This is a genomic window from Streptomyces malaysiensis subsp. samsunensis (genome assembly GCF_024519315.1).
Taxonomy (GTDB): domain Bacteria; phylum Actinomycetota; class Actinomycetes; order Streptomycetales; family Streptomycetaceae; genus Streptomyces; species Streptomyces malaysiensis.
Genome location: NZ_JANIIC010000027.1, coordinates 34756 through 51639, shown reverse-complemented (window position 1 = coordinate 51639; position 16884 = coordinate 34756). Strand labels below are relative to the sequence as shown.

Annotated in this window: 38 protein-coding genes; 32 read left to right on the top strand and 6 right to left on the bottom strand. The window is 67.8% G+C overall.

The window, feature by feature from the left end:
• Window positions 1-35 precede the first annotated feature (35 nt).
• From NQU54_RS22810 to NQU54_RS22790, 5 genes are all read left to right on the top strand, one after another.
• Window positions 36-611: a hypothetical protein gene (locus tag NQU54_RS22810; RefSeq protein WP_257632703.1), complete on the top strand. Its 576-nt coding sequence runs from the start codon at window positions 36-38 to the stop codon at window positions 609-611.
• Between the two features lie 135 nt (window positions 612-746).
• Window positions 747-1127, top strand: a complete 381-nt coding sequence (locus NQU54_RS22805; protein ID WP_257632702.1) for a hypothetical protein — start codon at window positions 747-749, stop codon at window positions 1125-1127.
• The gene (locus NQU54_RS22800; protein ID WP_257632701.1) at window positions 1124-1369 is read left to right on the top strand and encodes a helix-turn-helix domain-containing protein; all 246 of its coding nucleotides are present in this window, start codon (window positions 1124-1126) and stop codon (window positions 1367-1369) included. The genes NQU54_RS22805 and NQU54_RS22800 overlap by 4 nt, the downstream gene beginning before the upstream one ends.
• A 381-nt stretch (window positions 1370-1750) precedes the next feature.
• On the top strand, window positions 1751-2146 hold the full coding sequence (locus NQU54_RS22795; RefSeq protein ID WP_257632700.1) for a hypothetical protein: 396 nt from the start codon (window positions 1751-1753) through the stop codon (window positions 2144-2146).
• A complete protein-coding gene (locus tag NQU54_RS22790) occupies window positions 2143-2619 on the top strand; it encodes a hypothetical protein (RefSeq protein ID WP_257632699.1) in 477 nt (158 codons plus the stop codon). Before NQU54_RS22795 ends, NQU54_RS22790 begins: the two co-directional genes overlap by 4 nt.
• Window positions 2620-2670: 51 nt before the next feature.
• Here the strand turns inward: NQU54_RS22790 and NQU54_RS22785 are convergent, their stop codons facing one another.
• Entirely contained in the window at window positions 2671-2958 is a 288-nt protein-coding gene (locus NQU54_RS22785) for a hypothetical protein (RefSeq protein ID WP_257632698.1), read from the bottom strand.
• 132 nt (window positions 2959-3090) lie between these two features.
• Here NQU54_RS22785 and NQU54_RS22780 point away from each other — a divergent pair, with 132 nt between their 5' ends.
• From NQU54_RS22780 to NQU54_RS22735, 10 genes are all read left to right on the top strand, one after another.
• Window positions 3091-3465, top strand: coding sequence for a hypothetical protein (locus NQU54_RS22780; protein ID WP_257632697.1), 375 nt, complete (start codon window positions 3091-3093; stop codon window positions 3463-3465).
• A 71-nt stretch (window positions 3466-3536) separates the two neighbouring features.
• Entirely contained in the window at window positions 3537-3845 is a 309-nt protein-coding gene (locus tag NQU54_RS22775) for a hypothetical protein (protein WP_257632696.1), read from the top strand.
• 66 nt (window positions 3846-3911) lie between these two features.
• Window positions 3912-4082, top strand: a complete 171-nt coding sequence (locus tag NQU54_RS22770) for a hypothetical protein (RefSeq protein ID WP_257632695.1) — start codon at window positions 3912-3914, stop codon at window positions 4080-4082.
• 33 nt (window positions 4083-4115) lie between these two features.
• Complete coding sequence (locus tag NQU54_RS22765) at window positions 4116-4364, top strand: hypothetical protein (RefSeq protein WP_257632694.1); 249 nt, start codon at window positions 4116-4118, stop codon at window positions 4362-4364.
• Between the two features lie 14 nt (window positions 4365-4378).
• Window positions 4379-4939 (top strand): hypothetical protein, encoded by a 561-nt coding sequence (locus NQU54_RS22760; protein ID WP_257632693.1) that lies wholly within the window; start codon window positions 4379-4381, stop codon window positions 4937-4939.
• A gap of 64 nt (window positions 4940-5003) precedes the next feature.
• Window positions 5004-5183, top strand: a complete 180-nt coding sequence (locus tag NQU54_RS22755; RefSeq protein WP_257632692.1) for a hypothetical protein — start codon at window positions 5004-5006, stop codon at window positions 5181-5183.
• On the top strand, window positions 5183-5458 hold the full coding sequence (locus tag NQU54_RS22750) for a hypothetical protein (protein WP_257632691.1): 276 nt from the start codon (window positions 5183-5185) through the stop codon (window positions 5456-5458). The genes NQU54_RS22755 and NQU54_RS22750 overlap by 1 nt, the downstream gene beginning before the upstream one ends.
• Window positions 5459-5722: 264 nt before the next feature.
• The gene (locus tag NQU54_RS22745; protein ID WP_257632690.1) at window positions 5723-6007 is read left to right on the top strand and encodes a hypothetical protein; all 285 of its coding nucleotides are present in this window, start codon (window positions 5723-5725) and stop codon (window positions 6005-6007) included.
• An 18-nt stretch (window positions 6008-6025) separates the two neighbouring features.
• Window positions 6026-6271: a hypothetical protein gene (locus NQU54_RS22740; protein WP_257632689.1), complete on the top strand. Its 246-nt coding sequence runs from the start codon at window positions 6026-6028 to the stop codon at window positions 6269-6271.
• A 160-nt stretch (window positions 6272-6431) separates the two neighbouring features.
• Window positions 6432-7265, top strand: a complete 834-nt coding sequence (locus NQU54_RS22735) for a hypothetical protein (RefSeq protein WP_257632688.1) — start codon at window positions 6432-6434, stop codon at window positions 7263-7265.
• A gap of 52 nt (window positions 7266-7317) precedes the next feature.
• On the opposite strand, the gene NQU54_RS22730 is transcribed toward NQU54_RS22735, so the two are convergent.
• The 5 genes from NQU54_RS22730 to NQU54_RS22710 all read right to left on the bottom strand — a co-directional run bounded on the left by NQU54_RS22730 (window position 7318) and on the right by NQU54_RS22710 (window position 10736).
• Complete coding sequence (locus NQU54_RS22730; protein WP_257632687.1) at window positions 7318-7632, bottom strand: hypothetical protein; 315 nt, start codon at window positions 7630-7632, stop codon at window positions 7318-7320.
• A gap of 389 nt (window positions 7633-8021) precedes the next feature.
• Window positions 8022-8423, bottom strand: coding sequence for a hypothetical protein (locus tag NQU54_RS22725; protein ID WP_257632686.1), 402 nt, complete (start codon window positions 8421-8423; stop codon window positions 8022-8024).
• Window positions 8424-8596: 173 nt separating this feature from the next.
• A complete protein-coding gene (locus NQU54_RS22720) occupies window positions 8597-9022 on the bottom strand; it encodes a DUF6907 domain-containing protein (RefSeq protein ID WP_257632685.1) in 426 nt (141 codons plus the stop codon).
• Between the two features lie 420 nt (window positions 9023-9442).
• Window positions 9443-10204: a GntR family transcriptional regulator gene (locus NQU54_RS22715; protein ID WP_257632684.1), complete on the bottom strand. Its 762-nt coding sequence runs from the start codon at window positions 10202-10204 to the stop codon at window positions 9443-9445.
• Window position 10205: 1 nt separating this feature from the next.
• The gene (locus NQU54_RS22710) at window positions 10206-10736 is read right to left on the bottom strand and encodes a UTRA domain-containing protein (RefSeq protein WP_257632683.1); all 531 of its coding nucleotides are present in this window, start codon (window positions 10734-10736) and stop codon (window positions 10206-10208) included.
• A 173-nt stretch (window positions 10737-10909) separates the two neighbouring features.
• Here NQU54_RS22710 and NQU54_RS50145 point away from each other — a divergent pair, with 173 nt between their 5' ends.
• The 17 genes from NQU54_RS50145 to NQU54_RS22630 all read left to right on the top strand — a co-directional run bounded on the left by NQU54_RS50145 (window position 10910) and on the right by NQU54_RS22630 (window position 16873).
• Window positions 10910-11119 (top strand): helix-turn-helix domain-containing protein, encoded by a 210-nt coding sequence (locus tag NQU54_RS50145; RefSeq protein WP_372505989.1) that lies wholly within the window; start codon window positions 10910-10912, stop codon window positions 11117-11119.
• An 86-nt stretch (window positions 11120-11205) separates the two neighbouring features.
• Window positions 11206-11514 (top strand): hypothetical protein, encoded by a 309-nt coding sequence (locus tag NQU54_RS22705; RefSeq protein ID WP_257632682.1) that lies wholly within the window; start codon window positions 11206-11208, stop codon window positions 11512-11514.
• Window positions 11514-12107: a DUF6197 family protein gene (locus NQU54_RS22700; RefSeq protein ID WP_257632681.1), complete on the top strand. Its 594-nt coding sequence runs from the start codon at window positions 11514-11516 to the stop codon at window positions 12105-12107. The genes NQU54_RS22705 and NQU54_RS22700 overlap by 1 nt, the downstream gene beginning before the upstream one ends.
• Window positions 12107-12274 (top strand): hypothetical protein, encoded by a 168-nt coding sequence (locus NQU54_RS22695; protein WP_257632680.1) that lies wholly within the window; start codon window positions 12107-12109, stop codon window positions 12272-12274. Before NQU54_RS22700 ends, NQU54_RS22695 begins: the two co-directional genes overlap by 1 nt.
• Window positions 12274-12468 carry a hypothetical protein gene (locus NQU54_RS22690; protein ID WP_257632679.1) on the top strand — a complete coding sequence of 65 codons (195 nt, stop codon included), beginning with the start codon at window positions 12274-12276 and terminating at the stop codon, window positions 12466-12468. Before NQU54_RS22695 ends, NQU54_RS22690 begins: the two co-directional genes overlap by 1 nt.
• A 71-nt stretch (window positions 12469-12539) precedes the next feature.
• Complete coding sequence (locus tag NQU54_RS22685; protein WP_257632678.1) at window positions 12540-12731, top strand: hypothetical protein; 192 nt, start codon at window positions 12540-12542, stop codon at window positions 12729-12731.
• An 89-nt stretch (window positions 12732-12820) separates the two neighbouring features.
• Window positions 12821-13033 carry a hypothetical protein gene (locus NQU54_RS22680; RefSeq protein WP_257632677.1) on the top strand — a complete coding sequence of 71 codons (213 nt, stop codon included), beginning with the start codon at window positions 12821-12823 and terminating at the stop codon, window positions 13031-13033.
• A 59-nt stretch (window positions 13034-13092) separates the two neighbouring features.
• Entirely contained in the window at window positions 13093-13281 is a 189-nt protein-coding gene (locus NQU54_RS22675; protein WP_257632676.1) for a hypothetical protein, read from the top strand.
• 119 nt (window positions 13282-13400) lie between these two features.
• Complete coding sequence (locus tag NQU54_RS22670) at window positions 13401-13574, top strand: hypothetical protein (RefSeq protein WP_257632675.1); 174 nt, start codon at window positions 13401-13403, stop codon at window positions 13572-13574.
• A 55-nt stretch (window positions 13575-13629) separates the two neighbouring features.
• The gene (locus NQU54_RS22665; RefSeq protein ID WP_257632674.1) at window positions 13630-13842 is read left to right on the top strand and encodes a hypothetical protein; all 213 of its coding nucleotides are present in this window, start codon (window positions 13630-13632) and stop codon (window positions 13840-13842) included.
• 123 nt (window positions 13843-13965) lie between these two features.
• The gene (locus NQU54_RS22660; protein ID WP_257632673.1) at window positions 13966-14229 is read left to right on the top strand and encodes a hypothetical protein; all 264 of its coding nucleotides are present in this window, start codon (window positions 13966-13968) and stop codon (window positions 14227-14229) included.
• A gap of 96 nt (window positions 14230-14325) precedes the next feature.
• Window positions 14326-14517, top strand: a complete 192-nt coding sequence (locus tag NQU54_RS22655) for a hypothetical protein (protein WP_257632672.1) — start codon at window positions 14326-14328, stop codon at window positions 14515-14517.
• Window positions 14518-14564: 47 nt separating this feature from the next.
• Window positions 14565-14765, top strand: coding sequence for a hypothetical protein (locus NQU54_RS22650; protein WP_257632671.1), 201 nt, complete (start codon window positions 14565-14567; stop codon window positions 14763-14765).
• 82 nt (window positions 14766-14847) lie between these two features.
• Window positions 14848-15069, top strand: a complete 222-nt coding sequence (locus NQU54_RS22645) for a hypothetical protein (RefSeq protein WP_257632670.1) — start codon at window positions 14848-14850, stop codon at window positions 15067-15069.
• Entirely contained in the window at window positions 15066-15287 is a 222-nt protein-coding gene (locus NQU54_RS22640) for a hypothetical protein (RefSeq protein ID WP_257632669.1), read from the top strand. Before NQU54_RS22645 ends, NQU54_RS22640 begins: the two co-directional genes overlap by 4 nt.
• A gap of 15 nt (window positions 15288-15302) precedes the next feature.
• A complete protein-coding gene (locus NQU54_RS22635; protein ID WP_257632668.1) occupies window positions 15303-15515 on the top strand; it encodes a hypothetical protein in 213 nt (70 codons plus the stop codon).
• 29 nt (window positions 15516-15544) lie between these two features.
• Entirely contained in the window at window positions 15545-16873 is a 1329-nt protein-coding gene (locus NQU54_RS22630) for a hypothetical protein (RefSeq protein WP_257632667.1), read from the top strand.
• The last annotated feature ends 11 nt before the right edge of the window (window positions 16874-16884 follow it).

The window sequence follows — 16884 nt, the reverse complement described above, 5'->3', positions numbered from 1 at the left end:
CGGCCACCCACTGATCACACCACACGAGGAGAACCATGAACCGCAACCCGATCACCCCCGCCACCGACCCCCGCATCGTCCAGCTTGCCGAGGCGTACCACGGATCCATCCAGCCGAAGTCTGCTGCGCCCCAGCCCTGGCGTGACCTGACCGGCCGCGAGCAGAACCGGCTTCTGGCGGATGCCGCGATGTGGCTGCGCGCCGCCGTCGAGTCCGGGATCACCCCCATGGCCGAGCGCCCCACTCCGGACCACAGTGCGGTCTGGGTCGACGACGCCGGGGATCTCTACGGCGAGTACCAGGCCAGCCCGCCCAGCCCGCTGGCCGCGCCCGCCGACACCGACCTCCGCGAGCCGGTGGACGAGGCACGCCGCGAGCGGTACGCGGCGGCACTGCGGCAGGCCGACGTGGGCGTCGAACTCTACGAAGAGGGCTACTGGCGCTTTGGTGCAGCCGCCATGGCCGTCGCGGACACGGAACTCGCACGTGAACGAGCCTGGCGCAAGGAGATGCAGGCCGCAGCCAGGGGCCAGGAGCATCGCGCAGACAACTACGAGGCCGAACTCCGCCGTCTGGCCGACGAGGCGCAGCAGACGGGGGAGGGCGGGTGACTGCCGACGACGGGCCGGAACCCCTCGAGCGGCCGATCACCCACTGCCCGCTGTGGCAGGCGCGCACCGAGGACACCGCCGCATGAACGCCACCACCACACCCCTCGCACGCTGAATGACGGACGGAGAACCCTGATGTACCCGACCCTGTTCACCATCCCCGGCCTCAAGCAGTTCGCCGAAGCCATCGACGCCGAACGCCAGCGCCAGTTGGCGAAGCGGGGCGACCAGCAGCACCCCGATGGCACCGGCGCCGAGTACTACGTCGCGATGGCTGACGAGGCCCGCGACATCTGCCAGCAAGCCGCCAAGTACCGCGAGAACGGCTCGCCGTGGGCGCTGATCCTGCTGGAGGAGGTCTACAAGGCGCTTGCCGAGACGGACCCGCACGCGCTGCGCACCGAGTTGATCCAGTGCGCGGCTGTGATCCAGGCGTGGGTCAGCGACATCGACCGCCGGGCCGTGGCCGAGTTCGAGGCGCAGCTCGCCCAGCACGGCGAGCGGGAGGCGTCGTGACCGCCCCGCACCTTTCCCCGCGTCAGGCCCTGGTGCTGGCAGCTGCCGCCGATGGCGTGCCGCTGTCGGCGGTCGCTACCCGGTTGGGCACGACCCGCACCCAGGTCGCGTCTCGGCTGAGCGAGGCGTACCGGGCGCTGGATGTGTTGTGGCTGCCGCGGGATGAGCGGCGGGCCGAGGCGGTGCGGGTGGCCCGGCGGCACGGGCTGATCCCCGCGGCCGAGCAGCGGGAGGCGGCGTGATGGACGCCGATACCCCGGGAGCGCCGCTGTGCGCCCGCCTGAGCGCCTCGGAGGGGGATTCCGGACCTCGGGTCGTCTGGACCGGCGAGAGGCCGTCAGACGCCCGCTCAGCTGCCCGCGTTGGCGACACCTCCGCCACCGACACCCCGTCGCGCGGCCACAGCGGGCCTCAGAGCGGCCCACAGCCGTCGGATGGCACCCGGGACCAGCCACCCGCCCAACGGGCCACAGACAGCCGCACAGCGGCCCCGGTGCAGCTCACCCTCCCGCCCGAGCTCCTCGCCGCCATGCTCCTGCCCGCCCCATCCCGTCCGCACGCCGCCGCGGACGGGCCATCGACACCACACCCGACATCGACAGCTACCAGACCCAGGAGAGCCAATGACCGGCACCAACCCCACCGACCAGATCCGCGCCGCCGCCGAACTGCTACGCGCCCTCGCCACCGCCGCCTCCACCGACGAGACCGGTCGACCGACCGCCCGCTGGTACTTCACGGAGCACGGCAGGCACGACTCCGGCTACCTCTACGCCGCCAACCCCACCGGCCCCGGCGCGAGGATTCTCCGCGGCGGATCCAGCGGCCCCCACGGGCGCGGCCTGCGCCCGCACCTGGCCGCCCGCCACGGCGAGTACATCGCCGCCATGGACCCGACCGTCGGCTTCGCCCTCGCCGCCTGGCTCGACAGTGCTGTCGAGGACGCCGGGCAGGTCGGCCCTGACCCGCATGCGCTCGCTGTCGCCCGCCAGATTCTCGACCAGGAGACCGAACGATGACCGACACACAGTCCCAGTACCGCACCCTGCTGGCCCGCCTGGAGGCCGAGCGGGCCAAGGCCGAGCGCAACGCCCCGCTGTGCCGTGGCGAGGAGGCGCGTTGGGTCAACGAGGGCATGGCCGCCGCGCACCGGATCGACATCGCCCACACGGTCAATGCGTTCTGGGGGCTCGAGGCGGCGATCGACTACCAGCGGGACGGCACCCTGCCGCAGGGCGATGCCGCGTTCCTCCCGCCGCCTCCCGGCTCGACGGAGGAGCAGCTGCCGGACGAGATCCTGGCGTTGATCGATCCGCCGCCGTACCTGTCCACCGCCTGCGAAACAGCGCAGCTTCTCGAGCAGGCGGTGGCCGAGCATCCGGAGCGGCAGGCGGGGCTGGGGGAGTGGGCCCGGCGAATGCACGACCGGTGCAGGATCAACAACAAGTACACCGGGCGGTTGTGCGCCTGCGCCCACCACGGGTTCGGGTGACCCCCGACGCACGTGTGCCGCACACCGGGGGAGGGGTGTGCGGCACAGGGGTCAGGCGTCGGGCTGAGCGGCGCGGCGTAGGCGTTCGGCGCGGTCTCGGTAGCGCTCGTCGGGCTCGATGCCGTTCTCGCGGGCCATCTTCCGCACGTAGGCGGGTGTCCAGCCGGACGCCTTCGCGACATCGGTGGGGCGGTGCTCCCCGTCGCGGAGGGCGGTGAGGACGAACTCCTTGAGGCGTTCGCTGGACTTCTTGAGGCGCTCCTCGTCCCGCTTGCGGCGCGCACCAGCGGCCTCGAGGTCTTCGAGGGTCGGCTGCTCGGGGATCTCGTCGGCTGTCATGACAACAAGGTACCGCAACTGGGTTGCGCTGCCATCCCCTCAGGAGTAGCTTTGAGGAGTCGGGAGCGATGCAAGGTATCGCTACCAATGATCGATATCGCATCGCCAACCACACCACAGGGGAGACCGCAGATGCCGAACGCGAAGCCGAAGGTGGACCACAGCGAGCGGGCCGCCCGCGACCTCCTCAACCGTAAGGTCCGCGAGGGCGTCATCGACCGTCGTAACGCCAACCAGATCATCAAGGTCGGCCTGCCGTTCGTCCGCAGCATGCTCGCCGAGTGGCGGCGTGACGGCTGCTCCCCGACATGGATCACGGGAAAGTTCCAGAGTATCCGTGCCGAGGCCGTCGAGAAGTGCGAGGCCGCGAGTAACCCGATCGTGCAGCGCATGACACTCACCCGTGTTGTGGCCGCCGAGATGTACCTCGCCGTGTGGGCCGGAATGCAGGCCGATCTCGGCCAGTACAACGCCGACCTCCGTAGTGAGCGCGAAATCGACATCTGAACCCCACGCCGCCCGGCCTTCGGGGCGGGCCCTCACTCGCCACCGCCAACCGCAGCACAGGGGAGACCGACATGGCCGACAACGAGACCGTGGCCACGTTCACCATCGACGGCCGCAAGTACGAGGTGATCCGCATCGGCTTGGACCCGAGGAACTCGGCCTGGAACGTCTTCGGCGCTTTTCCGCGCCACACGGCCGCCGAGCTGGCCATGTCCGACGCCTGGCGGCCGTGGGTTTCGCCCGTGTATGCGGCACCCGCCGACGGCGTTGACGGGTGGCTCGTCCACGACGAGATGAACCGCACGGTCCTTGGTGTCGCGGCCACCTACGAGGACATGGCGCGCATCGCCGCCAAGGATCCCCACCGGCCCCTCGTCTGACCCGCTCCGCCCGGCCCTTCGTGGCCGGGCCCCACCCCAACCCGCCGCACCACAGGGGAGATCGCCGTGCAGAACACCAAGAACCCGCTCAGCCTTGAACTGGCCGAAGCCCTGGACGAACTCGACCTGCGCCCCGACCCGCCGCACGTCGTGCAGCGGGCTCGGCGGGAGAACCGCGAGCAGACCCGGCAGCACGCCCTCCGCAGGCTCCGCCGGGAACTCGGGCTCGACGACTGACAGCAACGCTTTCACGGAAAGGAAGGAAGACGCATGGACAACGCCGACCTCATCAAGAAGATCAAGGGCTGCACCACCCGGTACGGCACCCCCGTCCCGACAGCAGCAGCCCGTGAGATCGCCGACATGATGCTGTCCGACCTCGACGCCTACCGCCAGTTCACCGCCGACGTCATGGCCATCTGGGCCAACTGGACCAGCGGCCGGCTCGGCGAAGAGGATGCCATGACCGCCATCGCAGATCGACACACCGAACTGCGCGCCACCTTCGGCGACTCCTGAGGGAGAGTCTCACCGTGGCCCGCCACCCCTGCCGCGGCGTCCTGTTCCACTACGCCCGCGTAATCACCAGCGACCCGGTCGCTGAGGCCGACCGTCATGGGGCAATGGCAGACGCCCGCATAGCCCTCTGCATCGCCAACGGCGTCGCCATAGACGACATCGACCCCAGCAGCGGCTACGATCTCTCCCGCCGCGCCTACGACGAAGTACGGCAGTCCTGGCGAGAGATGGTCGAGCAGCACGGATTCAACGAACTGTACGACCGGCCCAGATACGAGAAGGCCCACGCCTTCTGGGTCGAGCGCCGCCCGGAGTTCACCGCCGGCGACAACTGGCTAGAGGGCATCTACGAGCCGATCTACCAGGCAGCCTTCTTCAACACGACCTCTGGCGAGTACATGCTCCGCAACTTCCGCACCCATGCAGAGGTGCAGCAGGCGATCAATGCGCAGCGCCCCTACGGCGACTCCACGGACGCTTTGGTCATCGTGGCCAGCCCTGACGGTGTCGAAGAAGTCGAGAGCAACGATGCGCCCGCCGCACCCGGGCAGGTCATCCTCCCCAACGCTGCCTGACAGCCTCTCACCGCACTGTCGCCCACCACCGCCAACCGCACCACCAACCCGCAGAGGAGCCCGAATGAACAGCCCCGCCGCCGAGCAAACGGCGCTCATCAAGGAAGCTCGCGCCTACGTTGCCGCCATCGGGCCCATCAACGCGACCGCCGCCCCGCAGATCCTCGGGCAGCTCATAGAAGCCGAGGGGCTGCTACTCCGGATCGTGAAGGCATTCGAGCAGCCCGCTGGCAGGGAATCCTGATGGCCTTCCGCCGTATCACCTGCGTCATCGCCGTCTGCGACATCCACGACTGCGGCAACACCCGCGACCACGACGGCGGCCAGCCGCACTTCGACACCGAAGCCGAAGCCCTCGACTTTGCCCTCGGCGACCAGGCCGAACTGCCCGACACCTGGTACCAGCGACCCACCGGCCAACTCGTCTGCTGGCGCCGCGACCCGCTACACGACTGGGCACGCGAACAGGACGGCAAGATTAGGCCCGGACCGGACGCCATGAGCGTCACCTTCGATTGACCTCCCAGAGCAGGAGGCTCAGACAGCGCAGACCTGCACGTGACACTGTGCCCCGCGGCCCGGTCGCACCCATTCCGGTCGCGGGGCGCACTGCTGTCCGGTTGTGAGACGTAGTGATTACGGCGTGAGCTGCTCGATTCGAAGTCGAGTAGCAACCCGCACAAGGATTTGTGGGGGTTTCGTGGATGAGGATCCTGTGACAACGCGATATCACTCGCTACCGTGGATGCCGTCACGACAGATATCAGCAGCCCGGAGTCCCGTATGAGCGACGCGCCCTGGACGATCGAAAGTATCAGCGCAGCCCTGGGGGATCCGGACCTGGCCCGACGATTCCTAGCCGAGATCTATCGGACGCCGGCCCACGAGCTGTTGAACACGTTTGCGAAGTGGCAGCGAATCGCCCAGGACACGATCGCATCCCTCGAACAAGCAGACGAGATCATCACCTGTGAGGCTGATGGCGAAGAGCCCCCCGGTGAGTGGATTGACGGAGATCAGCGGATTCGGGACCTGGTTGACCGAATCGGTGCACGCGGAGCAGCCTGACCTGGCAACCTGTACGGCGTGTACTCGCTCCGTTACCCGCCTGGCGTAGAGGCAGTCTGGGACTCCCTCCCCGACGATGCCAGGGTCGAATTCGACCACGCCATCCTCGCCGTATGCGAGGACCCCTACGCGCGCACCACGCCCCACGCGGGCGACGGCGACATCAAGCGCCTCCTCATCCTCAACCACACCCGGGCACTGCTCCTCGTCTTCAAGCACCCCGTACAGCGAGTGCGCATTCTTGATCTCAAGCACCTCGGGTGAACGAAATCTGAAGCCCCCGACCCCTCGCAGTCGGGGGCTTTTTGCTGCGCCGCGGAGCCCCACTCGCCTCGCCCACATCGGCCGGATCCTGTCGCGTCGCACCCTGCCCCCGTGGGGAGCCTTCCACCGGCAAATGCCGCAACCGGCAAGGGGGGAAAGTATGTTCGGAATTGGCGCTGTTCAGCAAGCCGTCGACAAACTGAAGACCAGTGTCGAAGGGTTACAAACCACCCTGACCAACGCGATCAAGCAAGGGCTCGCCGACATCAAGACCACCATCGACCAGATCGGCGGCGCCGCCCAGCGCACCAGCGAATCCGCAGGCGCCATCAGCCGCAAAGTCGACAACCTTCACACCGAGATCCAAACACTCCACACCGACATCGAACACCTCCGCGCCAGCGTCACCACCACCGGTGCCGCAGCCGACGACCGGCTCCTCCGCGAAATCGCCGACCTCCGGGCCACCATCGAAGGCTGGCGAGCAGACCTTGCAGAAGCCCGCCATGCTGCCCAGTCCCCGCCGGCCGCGCCCGCAGAAACCCTCGACGCGACAACCCGCAACGGCGAGTCGAACGAGCAGAAGTATCGCGAGCACCTCACCCAGGCGGCCAGCATCAGCTCCGCCGAGATCACCTGCCACCGAGACATGTGGAACTTCCTCGTCAAACACGCCGTCAACGGAGACCTCTTCCGGCTCCCCGGCAAGACCACAGAACAAGCCGACGGCCGCATCTCCGTCCACACATCCGGGCCCACCCTCACCGCCGCCCTCGAAGCCCTCTGGGCGCTCCAGCATGAGGCAGCGACCCCGCCAGGCGTACAAGCTCTCGCCCGCGTCTTCTACCAGCGCATCGGCGAAGCCCTCGCCAAAGCCAAGCCAGCCGCCACCGAGCCGACCCGCCGAGACGAGACGGCAGAGTCCAATCAACCGGGCCTACCGCTCACCCGCATCGTCATCGACGACCGGCCCCCAGTCGGGGCAAGCAACTGAACCAGCCAAACGCGAACGCCCCCAACCATGATGGCTGGGGGCGTCGTGCCGCTTATGCGGCCAGGGCCTTGTCCGGCGGGAACTGGTTAGGGCAGCGCCTGCAATACAGCAGCGTCGACCAGGCGCCGCGGCTAGCCGCCCGGACAGCGGACTCCCGCCAAATCCATACCACGGTCCCGGCTGTGACCAACAGCAGCACCACGCCCAGCAGAATGCTCGCGGCCGAGCCAGCCGTCAGACACAAGACAGCCACAACCCCCAGCACAACCGGCACCACCCAGCGGATCTCATACGGGGCCGGCTGCGCCAGCGACACTTTCAGCTCCGCATCCTGCGAAAGCGATCTCCAAAACTCGGCCAGGTTCAACACCTGATCCGACCGCTGGCACTTCGGGCACGCCTGCCCCATCCCGGATCCCCCTCTGGTCAGACAATAGGGGTACAGATTGGCCGCAACAGCCCCAGGCGGAAAGAGCAGGAACCGGACAGGATGGCGGAAACAGCGAGGCCCCCACCCAAGCGGGTGAGGGCCTCGACCTGAGCTATCGGGCGGTTTGACCGGAGCCGGAACACGTGCCCTTGCTCTGGTCGCCGTTCGGCTGGTGCATTGGCGTCGGCTCGCCACTCTGTGCGCTGGTTGAGCATCCGCAGACGGGGCAGTTGGCGGCGAGCACGCCGGGATCGAACCTCACGGGCGCCTCCCTCGGATCGGCTACCCGCAGAATGCACCCAGGCACGGGGCGTACAGGAGGCGTGTCAGAGGGCGCGTGCGTAAATCTTCGCGCCGCTGAAAAACTCCACCGTCAACCCATTCCGGCGATCATTCGGATCCTCCCGCAGCGACCACTGCTCAATACCCGCGATCTCCCGGCTGCCGCTCGCTGCCAGCAGCCCAGCCAGCCACCCCTCCGGCCCGTCAGCGCGCCGCTCATCCAACGGCCCAGGCTCGCCCTCCACTGGGGTCTCAGGCTGATCGAAACGGTCGCCCGCAGCCGACTGGGCGATGAACTGGAAGCGGGCCTCACGGCCCTGCAAGACGACCGACAAGCCGTAGGGGTACTTCGACTCCCCAGCCTCCTTGATCTTCCTTGCCTTGCCCGCGGCCGGGTCCTTGGTCGCGAGCTCAACAGCGAACTCCTCGAAACGCATCGGGCGCATACGGATGGTCCTCCTTGGCGGTGGAGACGGAACAGTCTATGAAGAACCGGCCGGGCGGGCGGCCACCCGGCCGGGTGACATCAGGTGTGGCTGCCCCCTGTACGTTCACTGGACTCGAGGCCCCAGTCCCCTGCGCGCGTGGGCCGCATCTTGACCCACGTGCGCCACGAACGCTAGTCGGGCATGTTCTCGGCGAGCTGCCGGATGCGAGCGGCGTGCGCGACGAGCTGGTCGGCGAACGCCAGTGCGGCACCCTTCTGCAGGTTCTCGGCCTCGCCCTCACCCGTCGCATCCAGCCCCAGGTAGGGCAGGCCCCGGTCCTCGTCGTTCACGAACGGCCACTGCCGGATCGAGGCGACCAGCACCTCGGTGACCCCGCCGAACTCGGGCGCGGCAAGAGCGATCTCCTCACCCTCGTGGGAAAGATCCTCCAAGAACGCCAGATCCTCCTTCGAATGGTCACGCACACACCAGTCAAAGCAAGGGATGGCGATCCGCTGGCCACGCACCACAGCGGCGACGAGGCGGGGGGAGACCGGCGGCGGGGTGACCGACGTCGCAGCGGGCTGCTGGGCCAGGGTAGGGGGTAGTACAGTCACGAGGACTCCTTCTTTGGGGAGACGGATCACTGATCAGCGAGGTACGAACTCGCTGGTTCTTGCGGCGGCCGGGTGTTGGTAGCACCCGGCCGCCGTGCTCTTGACCAGGCTGGTGCAGCCGCCGAGTGTCGTGCTAGACCAGTCGGGCTCTGAGGTGTTTAACGTGTTTATCGGGCTGGCCCAATGCATCGGCGGCGACGGCTGCTGAGCTTCAGCTGTACAACAGATCGCCGTCGGGGTCGTAGAGGCGGTAGGGCGTGATGCGCTCGGGCGATTCGGACATGCGCCTCCTTACGGTGCGTGGTGCTTCCGCCACGCTCACGAGACGACCGTAAGGCTTATTCGCATTTGTATCAAGCCCGCTGTCTGGATGCACAAAGGCCCCCGACTCTCGGGCCGGGGGCGCGTGCTGGCGGAGCGTCAGAGCTCGATGTGATAGCCCATCTTGAAGCGGTGGGCGGGCTTGGTCAGGACCGATACCTCGATGGGCTTCTCGTCGTCGCTGTAGACGATGCGAAAGATCTCCAGGACTGGCACGTCGCGAGGGATCTCAAGGGCTTCGTACTCCTCGGTCGTCGCGGGGCGGGCGGCTACCGCGTCATCCTGCGAGCGCGTCGGGTAGCCCATCTCCTGGAGTAGGGCGGGAGAGCCGCCGGGAATGAGGCGACGATCCGCCAGGCGGGTTCCCCGTGCCAGTTCGATCGGGTAGTACGAGTGCACCAGCTCGGCCGGCTGGTCATCAAGGAAGCCGATACGGGAGCGCAGCATCGCGGTGCTGGCCTCTTCGAGGCGAAGGGCGCGCGCAACTTCGATTGGCGGAACAACCTCGCCGACTTCGAGCATGCGGTACTTCCCGCGCTGCTGCCTCTTCGTGGCCTCGGTGAGCCACCGGTACGCCTGGTCTGGCTCTGAGGGTGCGATGTAGTGGGCGGGCTGGATCGTCTGCGCGCGTTCGCCTCGAACGAAGACGCCGACACCCGTCTGGCCTTGGAGGAACTTCTCATCCTTCAAGATCTTTAGTGCGCGCTGGATGGTGACGTTCGACGTCTCGAATTGTTCCCTGAGCTTTTCGTTCGTGGGGACTTTCTTGCCTGGCTCCCACTCTCCAGACATGATCAGTTTTCTGATCTCGGCGGCGATCCGCTCGGCGAGGGGGCGCTTGTCCTCGTGCGGCTCGGGCATGTCAGTCGACCTCGATTTCGTAGTGGAGGCGGCGAGGCGCCTTCATGACCATGAACTGCACTTCGTGGGGGCTCCCGTCTTCGGCGGATGTGATGCGTAGCAGGGTGAGGACACTGGCGCCCTCTGGCAGGGCGAGTGCCGCTCGCTCGAGCTCGTCGGCGACCCGGAACTCAAGGTCCTCGGTTACGTGGTGCGGCTGGAATCCCAGCTTGGCGAGTAGCGTGGGTGCCCCGCCCTTGATCTTCCGCTTTTCGGCGAGGGCGGTTCCCCGGGCGATCGACAGCGGGTAGTACGAGTCCGCCAGCTCAATGACGTCGCCGTCGAGGAGAATCGCGCGACGCCGCACAGCCGCCTTCTCGCCTGGAGAGAGGCGCAGCGCGCTTGCCACCTCGTTCGAAGGGATGACCTCTGCGACATCGGTCAGCCGCTGCCCTCCTCGGTGCCGCGCCTCCTCGCTCCAGGTGTCTGCTTGCCCGTCGCTGCGTGGCGTGATGTAGGCGAGCGAGTCGGATTGCCGCTGCATATCAGCCATCTCTTGCGCCTCCTCTCCTGCTGGCGATGCCTCTCCTGACCTCCCAACCTTAAGCCCTTGATGCTTACGCCTATCGGTGGCTCCCTGGCCAAAAGTGCGCCGCGAGGCTTGCTACCTTATTCGGCAAGCCTTTAAGGTTGTCGACAGATGCGAAGCACTCGATCGGAGGCGTAATGCTGCGAGTTCGAGACGTCGCGGCGCACTTCCGAGTGCACCCAGCGACCGTCTACCGCTGGATCCACCAGGGCTTTCTCCCTGCGTACAGGAATGGCCAGCCCTACAAGCCCGGGGATGGTGCGACCGGCGCCCTCCGGATCCCCGAGTCCGTCCTGAATTCGACGGACACCGTCCTCGGTGCGACCCCCGTAACCGACGCCGCCTGAAACGCACGAAACCCCGGCCCGGCGCGCCAACGCCGTATGGACCGGGGCCTGACCACCTGAAGCCTGCTGAGCAACTGGAGATCACCGTGAATCGTAGTACGACTCTGACCCCGCCCCCGCCGTTTACCCGTCTGTTCGACGCCGATGCGGCGTCCGACTCACTGAAGATCAAGAAGCTGCGTGCGGTCACACTGGTCGCCGACCTCGACAGCGAGGACCGGGCCGGCGCCGACATCGTCACTGCCTACGTGACGGCCCGCGACCAGGGCGACATCGACGCGATGGCTACCGCCTATCTGGCGGCGGCGGACATGGATGCGGCCCGCCCGGGTGAGCCGTCGCTGGTGGCCGAGCTGGACGCGGCCGGTGTCGGTGACCTGGCGGAGGTGGCGTGATGACCACCGTCGTGTCGGCTGTCGCCGTGAAGCCTGCGCTGGAGCGCGCTGAGGTTCTGGAGGCGGCGGGTGAGCTGCTCGCCGAGGAAGCCCGCTTCAGCACTTCTCCGACGAGGTTCTGGTTCGGCCTGTCGGGAACGCTGTTCACGGGTGAGGAGGTCGCCCAGGTTCTGGATGCGGCCCGTGAGCGCCTGGAGACGGAGGGGTGGCGTCGGGACCGGGCGCAGACCTCCTACGAGTGGGTCGGCGAGGAGAAGGAGGCTCCGGAGGAGCCGGACGAGTCGGCGTCGACCGGTTCGCTGCTGCGTTATCTGGTTCGGCTGGTGTCGTGGGCGGTGAAGGACTCCGGCCAGGAGCTGGTGGCCAAGACGGAGCCGGGCCTGACGCTGGGACAGGCGCTCGGCGACATGGACCGTGACAGTCGGCGTAAGGCGCTCGACTGCATGGAGCTGGTGCTGTGCGCCCAGTCTGGGACCTCCTACGCCTGTGCCGATGCGTGGGCGGAGAGGCACGGCCGGACCTTCGATGAGGTGCGCGGGCTGTTGATGGTGACGGCCGAGTTCGCCCGCCGCTACGGGCCGGAGGTGGCGTGATGACTGCCGCCGAAATGGTGCGTGAGTTGCCCGCGGGTGACTCCCGGAACCTGCCGATGCTGGACGCGATCGCCGACGGGCTGCGGGCCCGGGGCGAGGACGTCGAGGTCGTGTACAACGCCCGCCGGGACGTGTTCCGCATCGTGCCCCGCGAGCAGGTGGCGTGATGGCCCGCTTCGGTAAGGCGCCGGCGCTGGCCGCCGAAGAGCAGGCGCGTGGCGAGGGTTTGACGGCGCGGATCGTGCAGATCGCTTCGGATCCGTCGAACCCGTCGAACGGGAGCCTGCCTCTGTATCGGGAGGCTGCTCGTGCCGCGTTCGAGACGGCCGCCGAGTACAGCGAGCAGCCGGAGACCGGCTGATGACAGCGGACCGTTGCCCGGCTGCTCACGTCGAGGATCCGACACCGTGTGATGGCGGGCAGGTGGTTCGGGTGGTGGATCAGCAGGGCACGGGCGTGTCGGCCTGTATCCACCACGGTGCCCGCCTGTACGCGTCGCTGATCCGGCCGCGCGTCTATCCGCTGGCCGGGCATGACGGGGCTGCGATCGAGGTCTACAACCTGGCCCGTGCGCTGCCGCCGTTCCCGTGGGTCCACGAGACCGGCTACCGCGGCCCTATCTGACCCCCTGGTCGTCGTGCCCGCGGGATTCCGATCCCCCGCGGCCCCGCGGGCACGACTCCCCACCTCACCCGCCCAGGAAGGGCTTCTCCGTGCTCCTCGTCTTCTACGCCTTCGGTATGGCCGCCTGCCTCGCCTGCATGTACTTCATCCGGCGGCTCAGCGAGAGCCACCGGACCACCATCTACGCCTGCCCGGTCAAGGGCTGCGGTGTCTCGATCCAGGCCGTCGGCAGCAGCGATGCCGAACTGGAGCGGCTCCGCAACCTCGCCGTCGACCACAGCAAGCACGGGCCCGACGCCTGACCTCCGCGGCCCGGCAAGCACGGTCCCCTTAATCAACTCATTCATTCGAGAGGACTCTCATGTCTCGTCCCACGTATACGGCCGCCCAGGTGGCCGACATGCTCACTGCCACCGTGGTTGCAGGCGACCTCACTCGCTCCCCGGAACAGCAGATCAAGAAGGCCGTCCAAAGCCTGGCTTCGCGATTCACCCGCCTGGAGCTGGAGGCCGGGATGGTCGAGATGGAGAAGCGGCTCGGCCTGCGCTGACCGTCCCGCCCCCGTGCTCCACGTGCCGGTCTGGGCGTGGGGTGCGGTGGCCGGACAGTCCGGCAGCGCTTTGAGGATCAGCGCCACCCCCACCACTTCGTCTAGCGAGAGGAGCCCGCATGCGTTCTGGCCGTGAGGTCGCCCGCATCATCACCGCTTCGGCGTCCGTGAACCTGAAGAACGCCAGCCCGGAGCAGGTCGCGCAGGCCGTCCGGCAGTGCGCCGACCAGTTCACCACCGCCGAGTTGCAGGCAGGGAAGGTCGAGCTGGAGAAGCGTCTCGGCCTCCGGTAGCAGCCCCACTTGAGCGAAGAACATCAACCATCCGTTTCGAATGCAGGAGATCACTATGCCGACTCGTAGCCAGGTGAAGGATGCGGCCGTCCGTGCAGCCAACGCGGTGTACACCGCCGAACAGGTCTACGGCGAGGACTCGCCCGAGCACAAGCGGGCGCAGGAGGAGAACGGCGACACCGTCCTGGCTGCCCTCGGTGCCGGGATCAGCCCCTCCGAGCTGATGGAGGAGTGCGAACGCCGCCTCCCCGGCAGCGGCAAGCCCTGACAACAGCAAGGTCATCGCCGCCGAGAAGAACCTGCCCAAGTGGCGGCGTGGCTCCGGCGCCTGACGACAACCTGATCTGCCCGTCGGAGTCCAGCACACCAACAACCAAACGAAAGGACCAGCATGACCACCTACCAGCCCGGCAACTACAAGATCTCCGTCACCGCCACGATGCCCGCCAAGGTCGCCCGCCAGATGTACAGGCCGGAGAGGTTCCAGTACAGCGGCGACACGGCGACTGTCACGTTCGGGCCGATGCCGATCCGCGCCGTGAAGAAGGAGACCGACAAGAGCCTCGCCGCCAACTTCCTCCGCTTCTGCATGGCCGAGCAGCCCAAGGCCAAGTACACGATCCAGAGCATCAACATCACGCCCGACGTCAGCTGACCACCCCGCTGCCTGACGGCAGCCCTTCCCGTAGGTCCCGCACCTGCGGGTTGGTAAGCCCGCCAGACATCCAACCAGCTAGCCGAGAGGACCGAGATGAGTAGCACCTGGAAGTGGGAGATCACGGTCGACAACGGTCGGCGCTCGGGCACTGCCCGAGGCGAAACCATCGCCGCCGCCTCCGCAACGGCCGAGAGCATCCTGCCGGGCATCGCGAACGACGTCACGCAGCGTCTCCGGGTCACCGGAGGCCGGGTCACCCGCTTCAAGGCCCAGCGCACGAGCTGAACGGCAGCCCTTCCCGCTCAACAACTCGACCACGAAAGGAGATCGCCATGCAGTACCGCAAGGGAGACAAGGTCGTCGTCATCGACGGCGGCACCGACAACCCGGGCACCGAAGGCCGGGCCGGGACCGTGTTCTACCCCGGACCGGACGACGACGGCCTGGTCTGCGTGAAGGGCATCGACGGCCGCTTCACCGAGGCCGTCAGGGGTTACCGCAGCTACGCCCCGCACCAGCTTCGCCGCGCCTGACGGCAGCCCATCCCGTCCGGCCTTGCACTCCGGGCGGCGGTGGAAAGCCCACCAGACACACACCAAACCAGGAGAGAACGCGATGACCGCAGCTTGGCAGACCATCAGCGGGATTACGTGGAAGACCAACACCCCCGGGACCCGCTGGTTCACGGAGGGCGGCTGGACCCTTCGACTGGCCGCGATCGACGGTGTCGACGGCTGGTACCTCACCGGGCCTGGCGTCGACCAGCAGTGGATGAGCATTCAATTCGTCGCTTCGGCCCGTAACGCGGCTCGCGTGATCGGCGAGGGGGACCGATGAGCCTCACAGTCCTCGCCGGGCTTGCCCGTCTCCGTATCGCCCTGATGATCGCCGGGCTGAGCTGGTTGTTCGGCGTGGTCCCGCCGCTGTGGATGCGCCTCGGCCTCGGCCTGCTGGTCCTGGTCGCGCTCGTCCTCGACGGACTGATCGACGAGGACAAGATCAGCCGCCACTACGTGCGCACCAAGGGCCCCGACGACTACAAGACCGCCGCCTAGAGAGGAATCAACGCCATGACCACGAACCACACCCCGACCGATGACCGGGACGCCGCGATCCACTGGGCGGCCGTCGCCATCGGCCTGAAGGAGTCCCGCGAGCAGCGGGGCAAGCCGCTGACCGCCGCAGAGCAGGCCGCCTTCGAGCGCTACCAGGACGCCGCCCGCCAGCACGGCATCACCGACGCCCAGATCCGCGAGTACCTGCGCAACCTCCCCGCCCGGTAACCACCCCCACCACCCGAAAGGACAGCACCGTGACCGCCACATCCGTCGAGAAGCAGGTCAACGGAACGCCCGTTGCCTCGCACGCCGAGCCCCGGTTCGATCCCGTGGCCCTGGCCGAGGCGGAGGCGATCCGGAAGCGCGCCGACGCCCAAGCCCAAGCCCTACGCATCGAAGCCGAAGGCAAAGCAAAGGCTGCCCAGACCCTCGCCACCGAAGAAGCCGAGAAGCAGCGGCTCGCCAACGAGCGCGCCCGCATGAAGCTGGAGAAGGACCAGGCCGCCCACAAGGCGTACCTCGCCGAGAAGGAGGCCAAGGAGGCTCGCGAGAAGGCCGCCAAGGAGAAGGCCGAGAAAGCTGACGCAGAGGAGGCCGATCGGGAGTCCGAGCGGACCGCCGAGAAGGAGCGCACCCAGCGGATGTGGAAGTGGGGTGCTCGTGGCATCTACGCCGTCTGCCTCATCATCGCCGCCCCGGTGCAGTTCCTCGACTTCTGGGACCCGGCCCGCAAGTTCCTCGTCGCCGCCCCCGCCATGCTCGAAGGCATCGCCCTCGTCCTCGCCTGCGGAGCCGCCTGGGCCGTCGCACACCGCCGGGACGTTCTCCCGTATCGGATCGGCATCATGCTCGGCGCCGCCATCGCCGCCACGATCAACATGCGAGGCGGTATGACCAACCCCGCGATCGGCTTCAACGCCGGTCTCGTCGGCGCCATCGCCTCCCTCGTCGGGCCGATCGTCCTCATGGCCTACGAGCACGGCATCGCCCAGAAGGCCGATGGCATTCCCTCGTACCGGGAGAAGCGTGCGGCCAAGAAGGAGAAGGAAGCCGAGGAGGCGGCGCGGACCGAAGCCAAGGCCGAGAAGCAGGCCGCCGACGCGAAGGCCAAGGCCGAGAAAGCGGCCCAGCAGCTGCAGGCGGAGACCGAGCAGGAGCGGCGCGATGAGGACCGTCAGAAGCACCACCCCGAGGTGTGGGAGGTGGCCGAGGCTCTGCGTTCGGCGAGGGGTTCGGCGACCGTCACCGAGCAGATCTGGGGCGACGCTTGGCACCTCGTGCACGGCACTCGGAAGGTCGGCATCACCGCCAAAATCGAGGCCGACGCGCGGGCTGCAGAGACCCGCATGAAGGGCGCCACCGAGACACCGGTATTCGGACCGTTGTCGCTGCTCGAATCCCAAAAGGGTCCCCGCGCCAAAGCCGACCCGAACGCCCCCGACAGGCGTCGCTCCAACGGTGGCACGCCGCCCCTCCGTAGGCCCGGAGACACGCAGCCGTACACCGAGGGCGCAAAGAAGCAGGCGGCCCTCGAGCAGACGTCCACCACCGCCAAGAACGCCGTCCGCGGCGACGCCAACTGACCCCCTGGAGA

What these genes read in the sequence shown, in the direction of transcription:
- NQU54_RS22810 (WP_257632703.1), top strand. Translation starts at nt 36, where the DNA reads ATGAACCGCAACCCGATCACCCCCGCCACCGACCCCCGCATCGTCCAG.
- NQU54_RS22805 (WP_257632702.1), top strand. Translation starts at nt 747, where the DNA reads ATGTACCCGACCCTGTTCACCATCCCCGGCCTCAAGCAGTTCGCCGAA.
- NQU54_RS22795 (WP_257632700.1), top strand. Translation starts at nt 1,751, where the DNA reads ATGACCGGCACCAACCCCACCGACCAGATCCGCGCCGCCGCCGAACTG.
- NQU54_RS22790 (WP_257632699.1), top strand. Translation starts at nt 2,143, where the DNA reads ATGACCGACACACAGTCCCAGTACCGCACCCTGCTGGCCCGCCTGGAG.
- NQU54_RS22785 (WP_257632698.1), bottom strand. Translation starts at nt 2,958, where the DNA reads ATGACAGCCGACGAGATCCCCGAGCAGCCGACCCTCGAAGACCTCGAG.
- NQU54_RS22780 (WP_257632697.1), top strand. Translation starts at nt 3,091, where the DNA reads ATGCCGAACGCGAAGCCGAAGGTGGACCACAGCGAGCGGGCCGCCCGC.
- NQU54_RS22775 (WP_257632696.1), top strand. Translation starts at nt 3,537, where the DNA reads ATGGCCGACAACGAGACCGTGGCCACGTTCACCATCGACGGCCGCAAG.
- NQU54_RS22765 (WP_257632694.1), top strand. Translation starts at nt 4,116, where the DNA reads ATGGACAACGCCGACCTCATCAAGAAGATCAAGGGCTGCACCACCCGG.
- NQU54_RS22755 (WP_257632692.1), top strand. Translation starts at nt 5,004, where the DNA reads ATGAACAGCCCCGCCGCCGAGCAAACGGCGCTCATCAAGGAAGCTCGC.
- NQU54_RS22750 (WP_257632691.1), top strand. Translation starts at nt 5,183, where the DNA reads ATGGCCTTCCGCCGTATCACCTGCGTCATCGCCGTCTGCGACATCCAC.
- NQU54_RS22745 (WP_257632690.1), top strand. Translation starts at nt 5,723, where the DNA reads ATGAGCGACGCGCCCTGGACGATCGAAAGTATCAGCGCAGCCCTGGGG.
- NQU54_RS22735 (WP_257632688.1), top strand. Translation starts at nt 6,432, where the DNA reads ATGTTCGGAATTGGCGCTGTTCAGCAAGCCGTCGACAAACTGAAGACC.
- NQU54_RS22725 (WP_257632686.1), bottom strand. Translation starts at nt 8,423, where the DNA reads ATGCGCCCGATGCGTTTCGAGGAGTTCGCTGTTGAGCTCGCGACCAAG.
- NQU54_RS22715 (WP_257632684.1), bottom strand. Translation starts at nt 10,204, where the DNA reads ATGCCCGAGCCGCACGAGGACAAGCGCCCCCTCGCCGAGCGGATCGCC.
- NQU54_RS22710 (WP_257632683.1), bottom strand. Translation starts at nt 10,736, where the DNA reads ATGGCTGATATGCAGCGGCAATCCGACTCGCTCGCCTACATCACGCCA.
- NQU54_RS50145 (WP_372505989.1), top strand. Translation starts at nt 10,910, where the DNA reads ATGCTGCGAGTTCGAGACGTCGCGGCGCACTTCCGAGTGCACCCAGCG.
- NQU54_RS22700 (WP_257632681.1), top strand. Translation starts at nt 11,514, where the DNA reads ATGACCACCGTCGTGTCGGCTGTCGCCGTGAAGCCTGCGCTGGAGCGC.
- NQU54_RS22695 (WP_257632680.1), top strand. Translation starts at nt 12,107, where the DNA reads ATGACTGCCGCCGAAATGGTGCGTGAGTTGCCCGCGGGTGACTCCCGG.
- NQU54_RS22690 (WP_257632679.1), top strand. Translation starts at nt 12,274, where the DNA reads ATGGCCCGCTTCGGTAAGGCGCCGGCGCTGGCCGCCGAAGAGCAGGCG.
- NQU54_RS22675 (WP_257632676.1), top strand. Translation starts at nt 13,093, where the DNA reads ATGTCTCGTCCCACGTATACGGCCGCCCAGGTGGCCGACATGCTCACT.
- NQU54_RS22670 (WP_257632675.1), top strand. Translation starts at nt 13,401, where the DNA reads ATGCGTTCTGGCCGTGAGGTCGCCCGCATCATCACCGCTTCGGCGTCC.
- NQU54_RS22665 (WP_257632674.1), top strand. Translation starts at nt 13,630, where the DNA reads ATGCCGACTCGTAGCCAGGTGAAGGATGCGGCCGTCCGTGCAGCCAAC.
- NQU54_RS22660 (WP_257632673.1), top strand. Translation starts at nt 13,966, where the DNA reads ATGACCACCTACCAGCCCGGCAACTACAAGATCTCCGTCACCGCCACG.
- NQU54_RS22655 (WP_257632672.1), top strand. Translation starts at nt 14,326, where the DNA reads ATGAGTAGCACCTGGAAGTGGGAGATCACGGTCGACAACGGTCGGCGC.
- NQU54_RS22650 (WP_257632671.1), top strand. Translation starts at nt 14,565, where the DNA reads ATGCAGTACCGCAAGGGAGACAAGGTCGTCGTCATCGACGGCGGCACC.
- NQU54_RS22645 (WP_257632670.1), top strand. Translation starts at nt 14,848, where the DNA reads ATGACCGCAGCTTGGCAGACCATCAGCGGGATTACGTGGAAGACCAAC.
- NQU54_RS22640 (WP_257632669.1), top strand. Translation starts at nt 15,066, where the DNA reads ATGAGCCTCACAGTCCTCGCCGGGCTTGCCCGTCTCCGTATCGCCCTG.
- NQU54_RS22635 (WP_257632668.1), top strand. Translation starts at nt 15,303, where the DNA reads ATGACCACGAACCACACCCCGACCGATGACCGGGACGCCGCGATCCAC.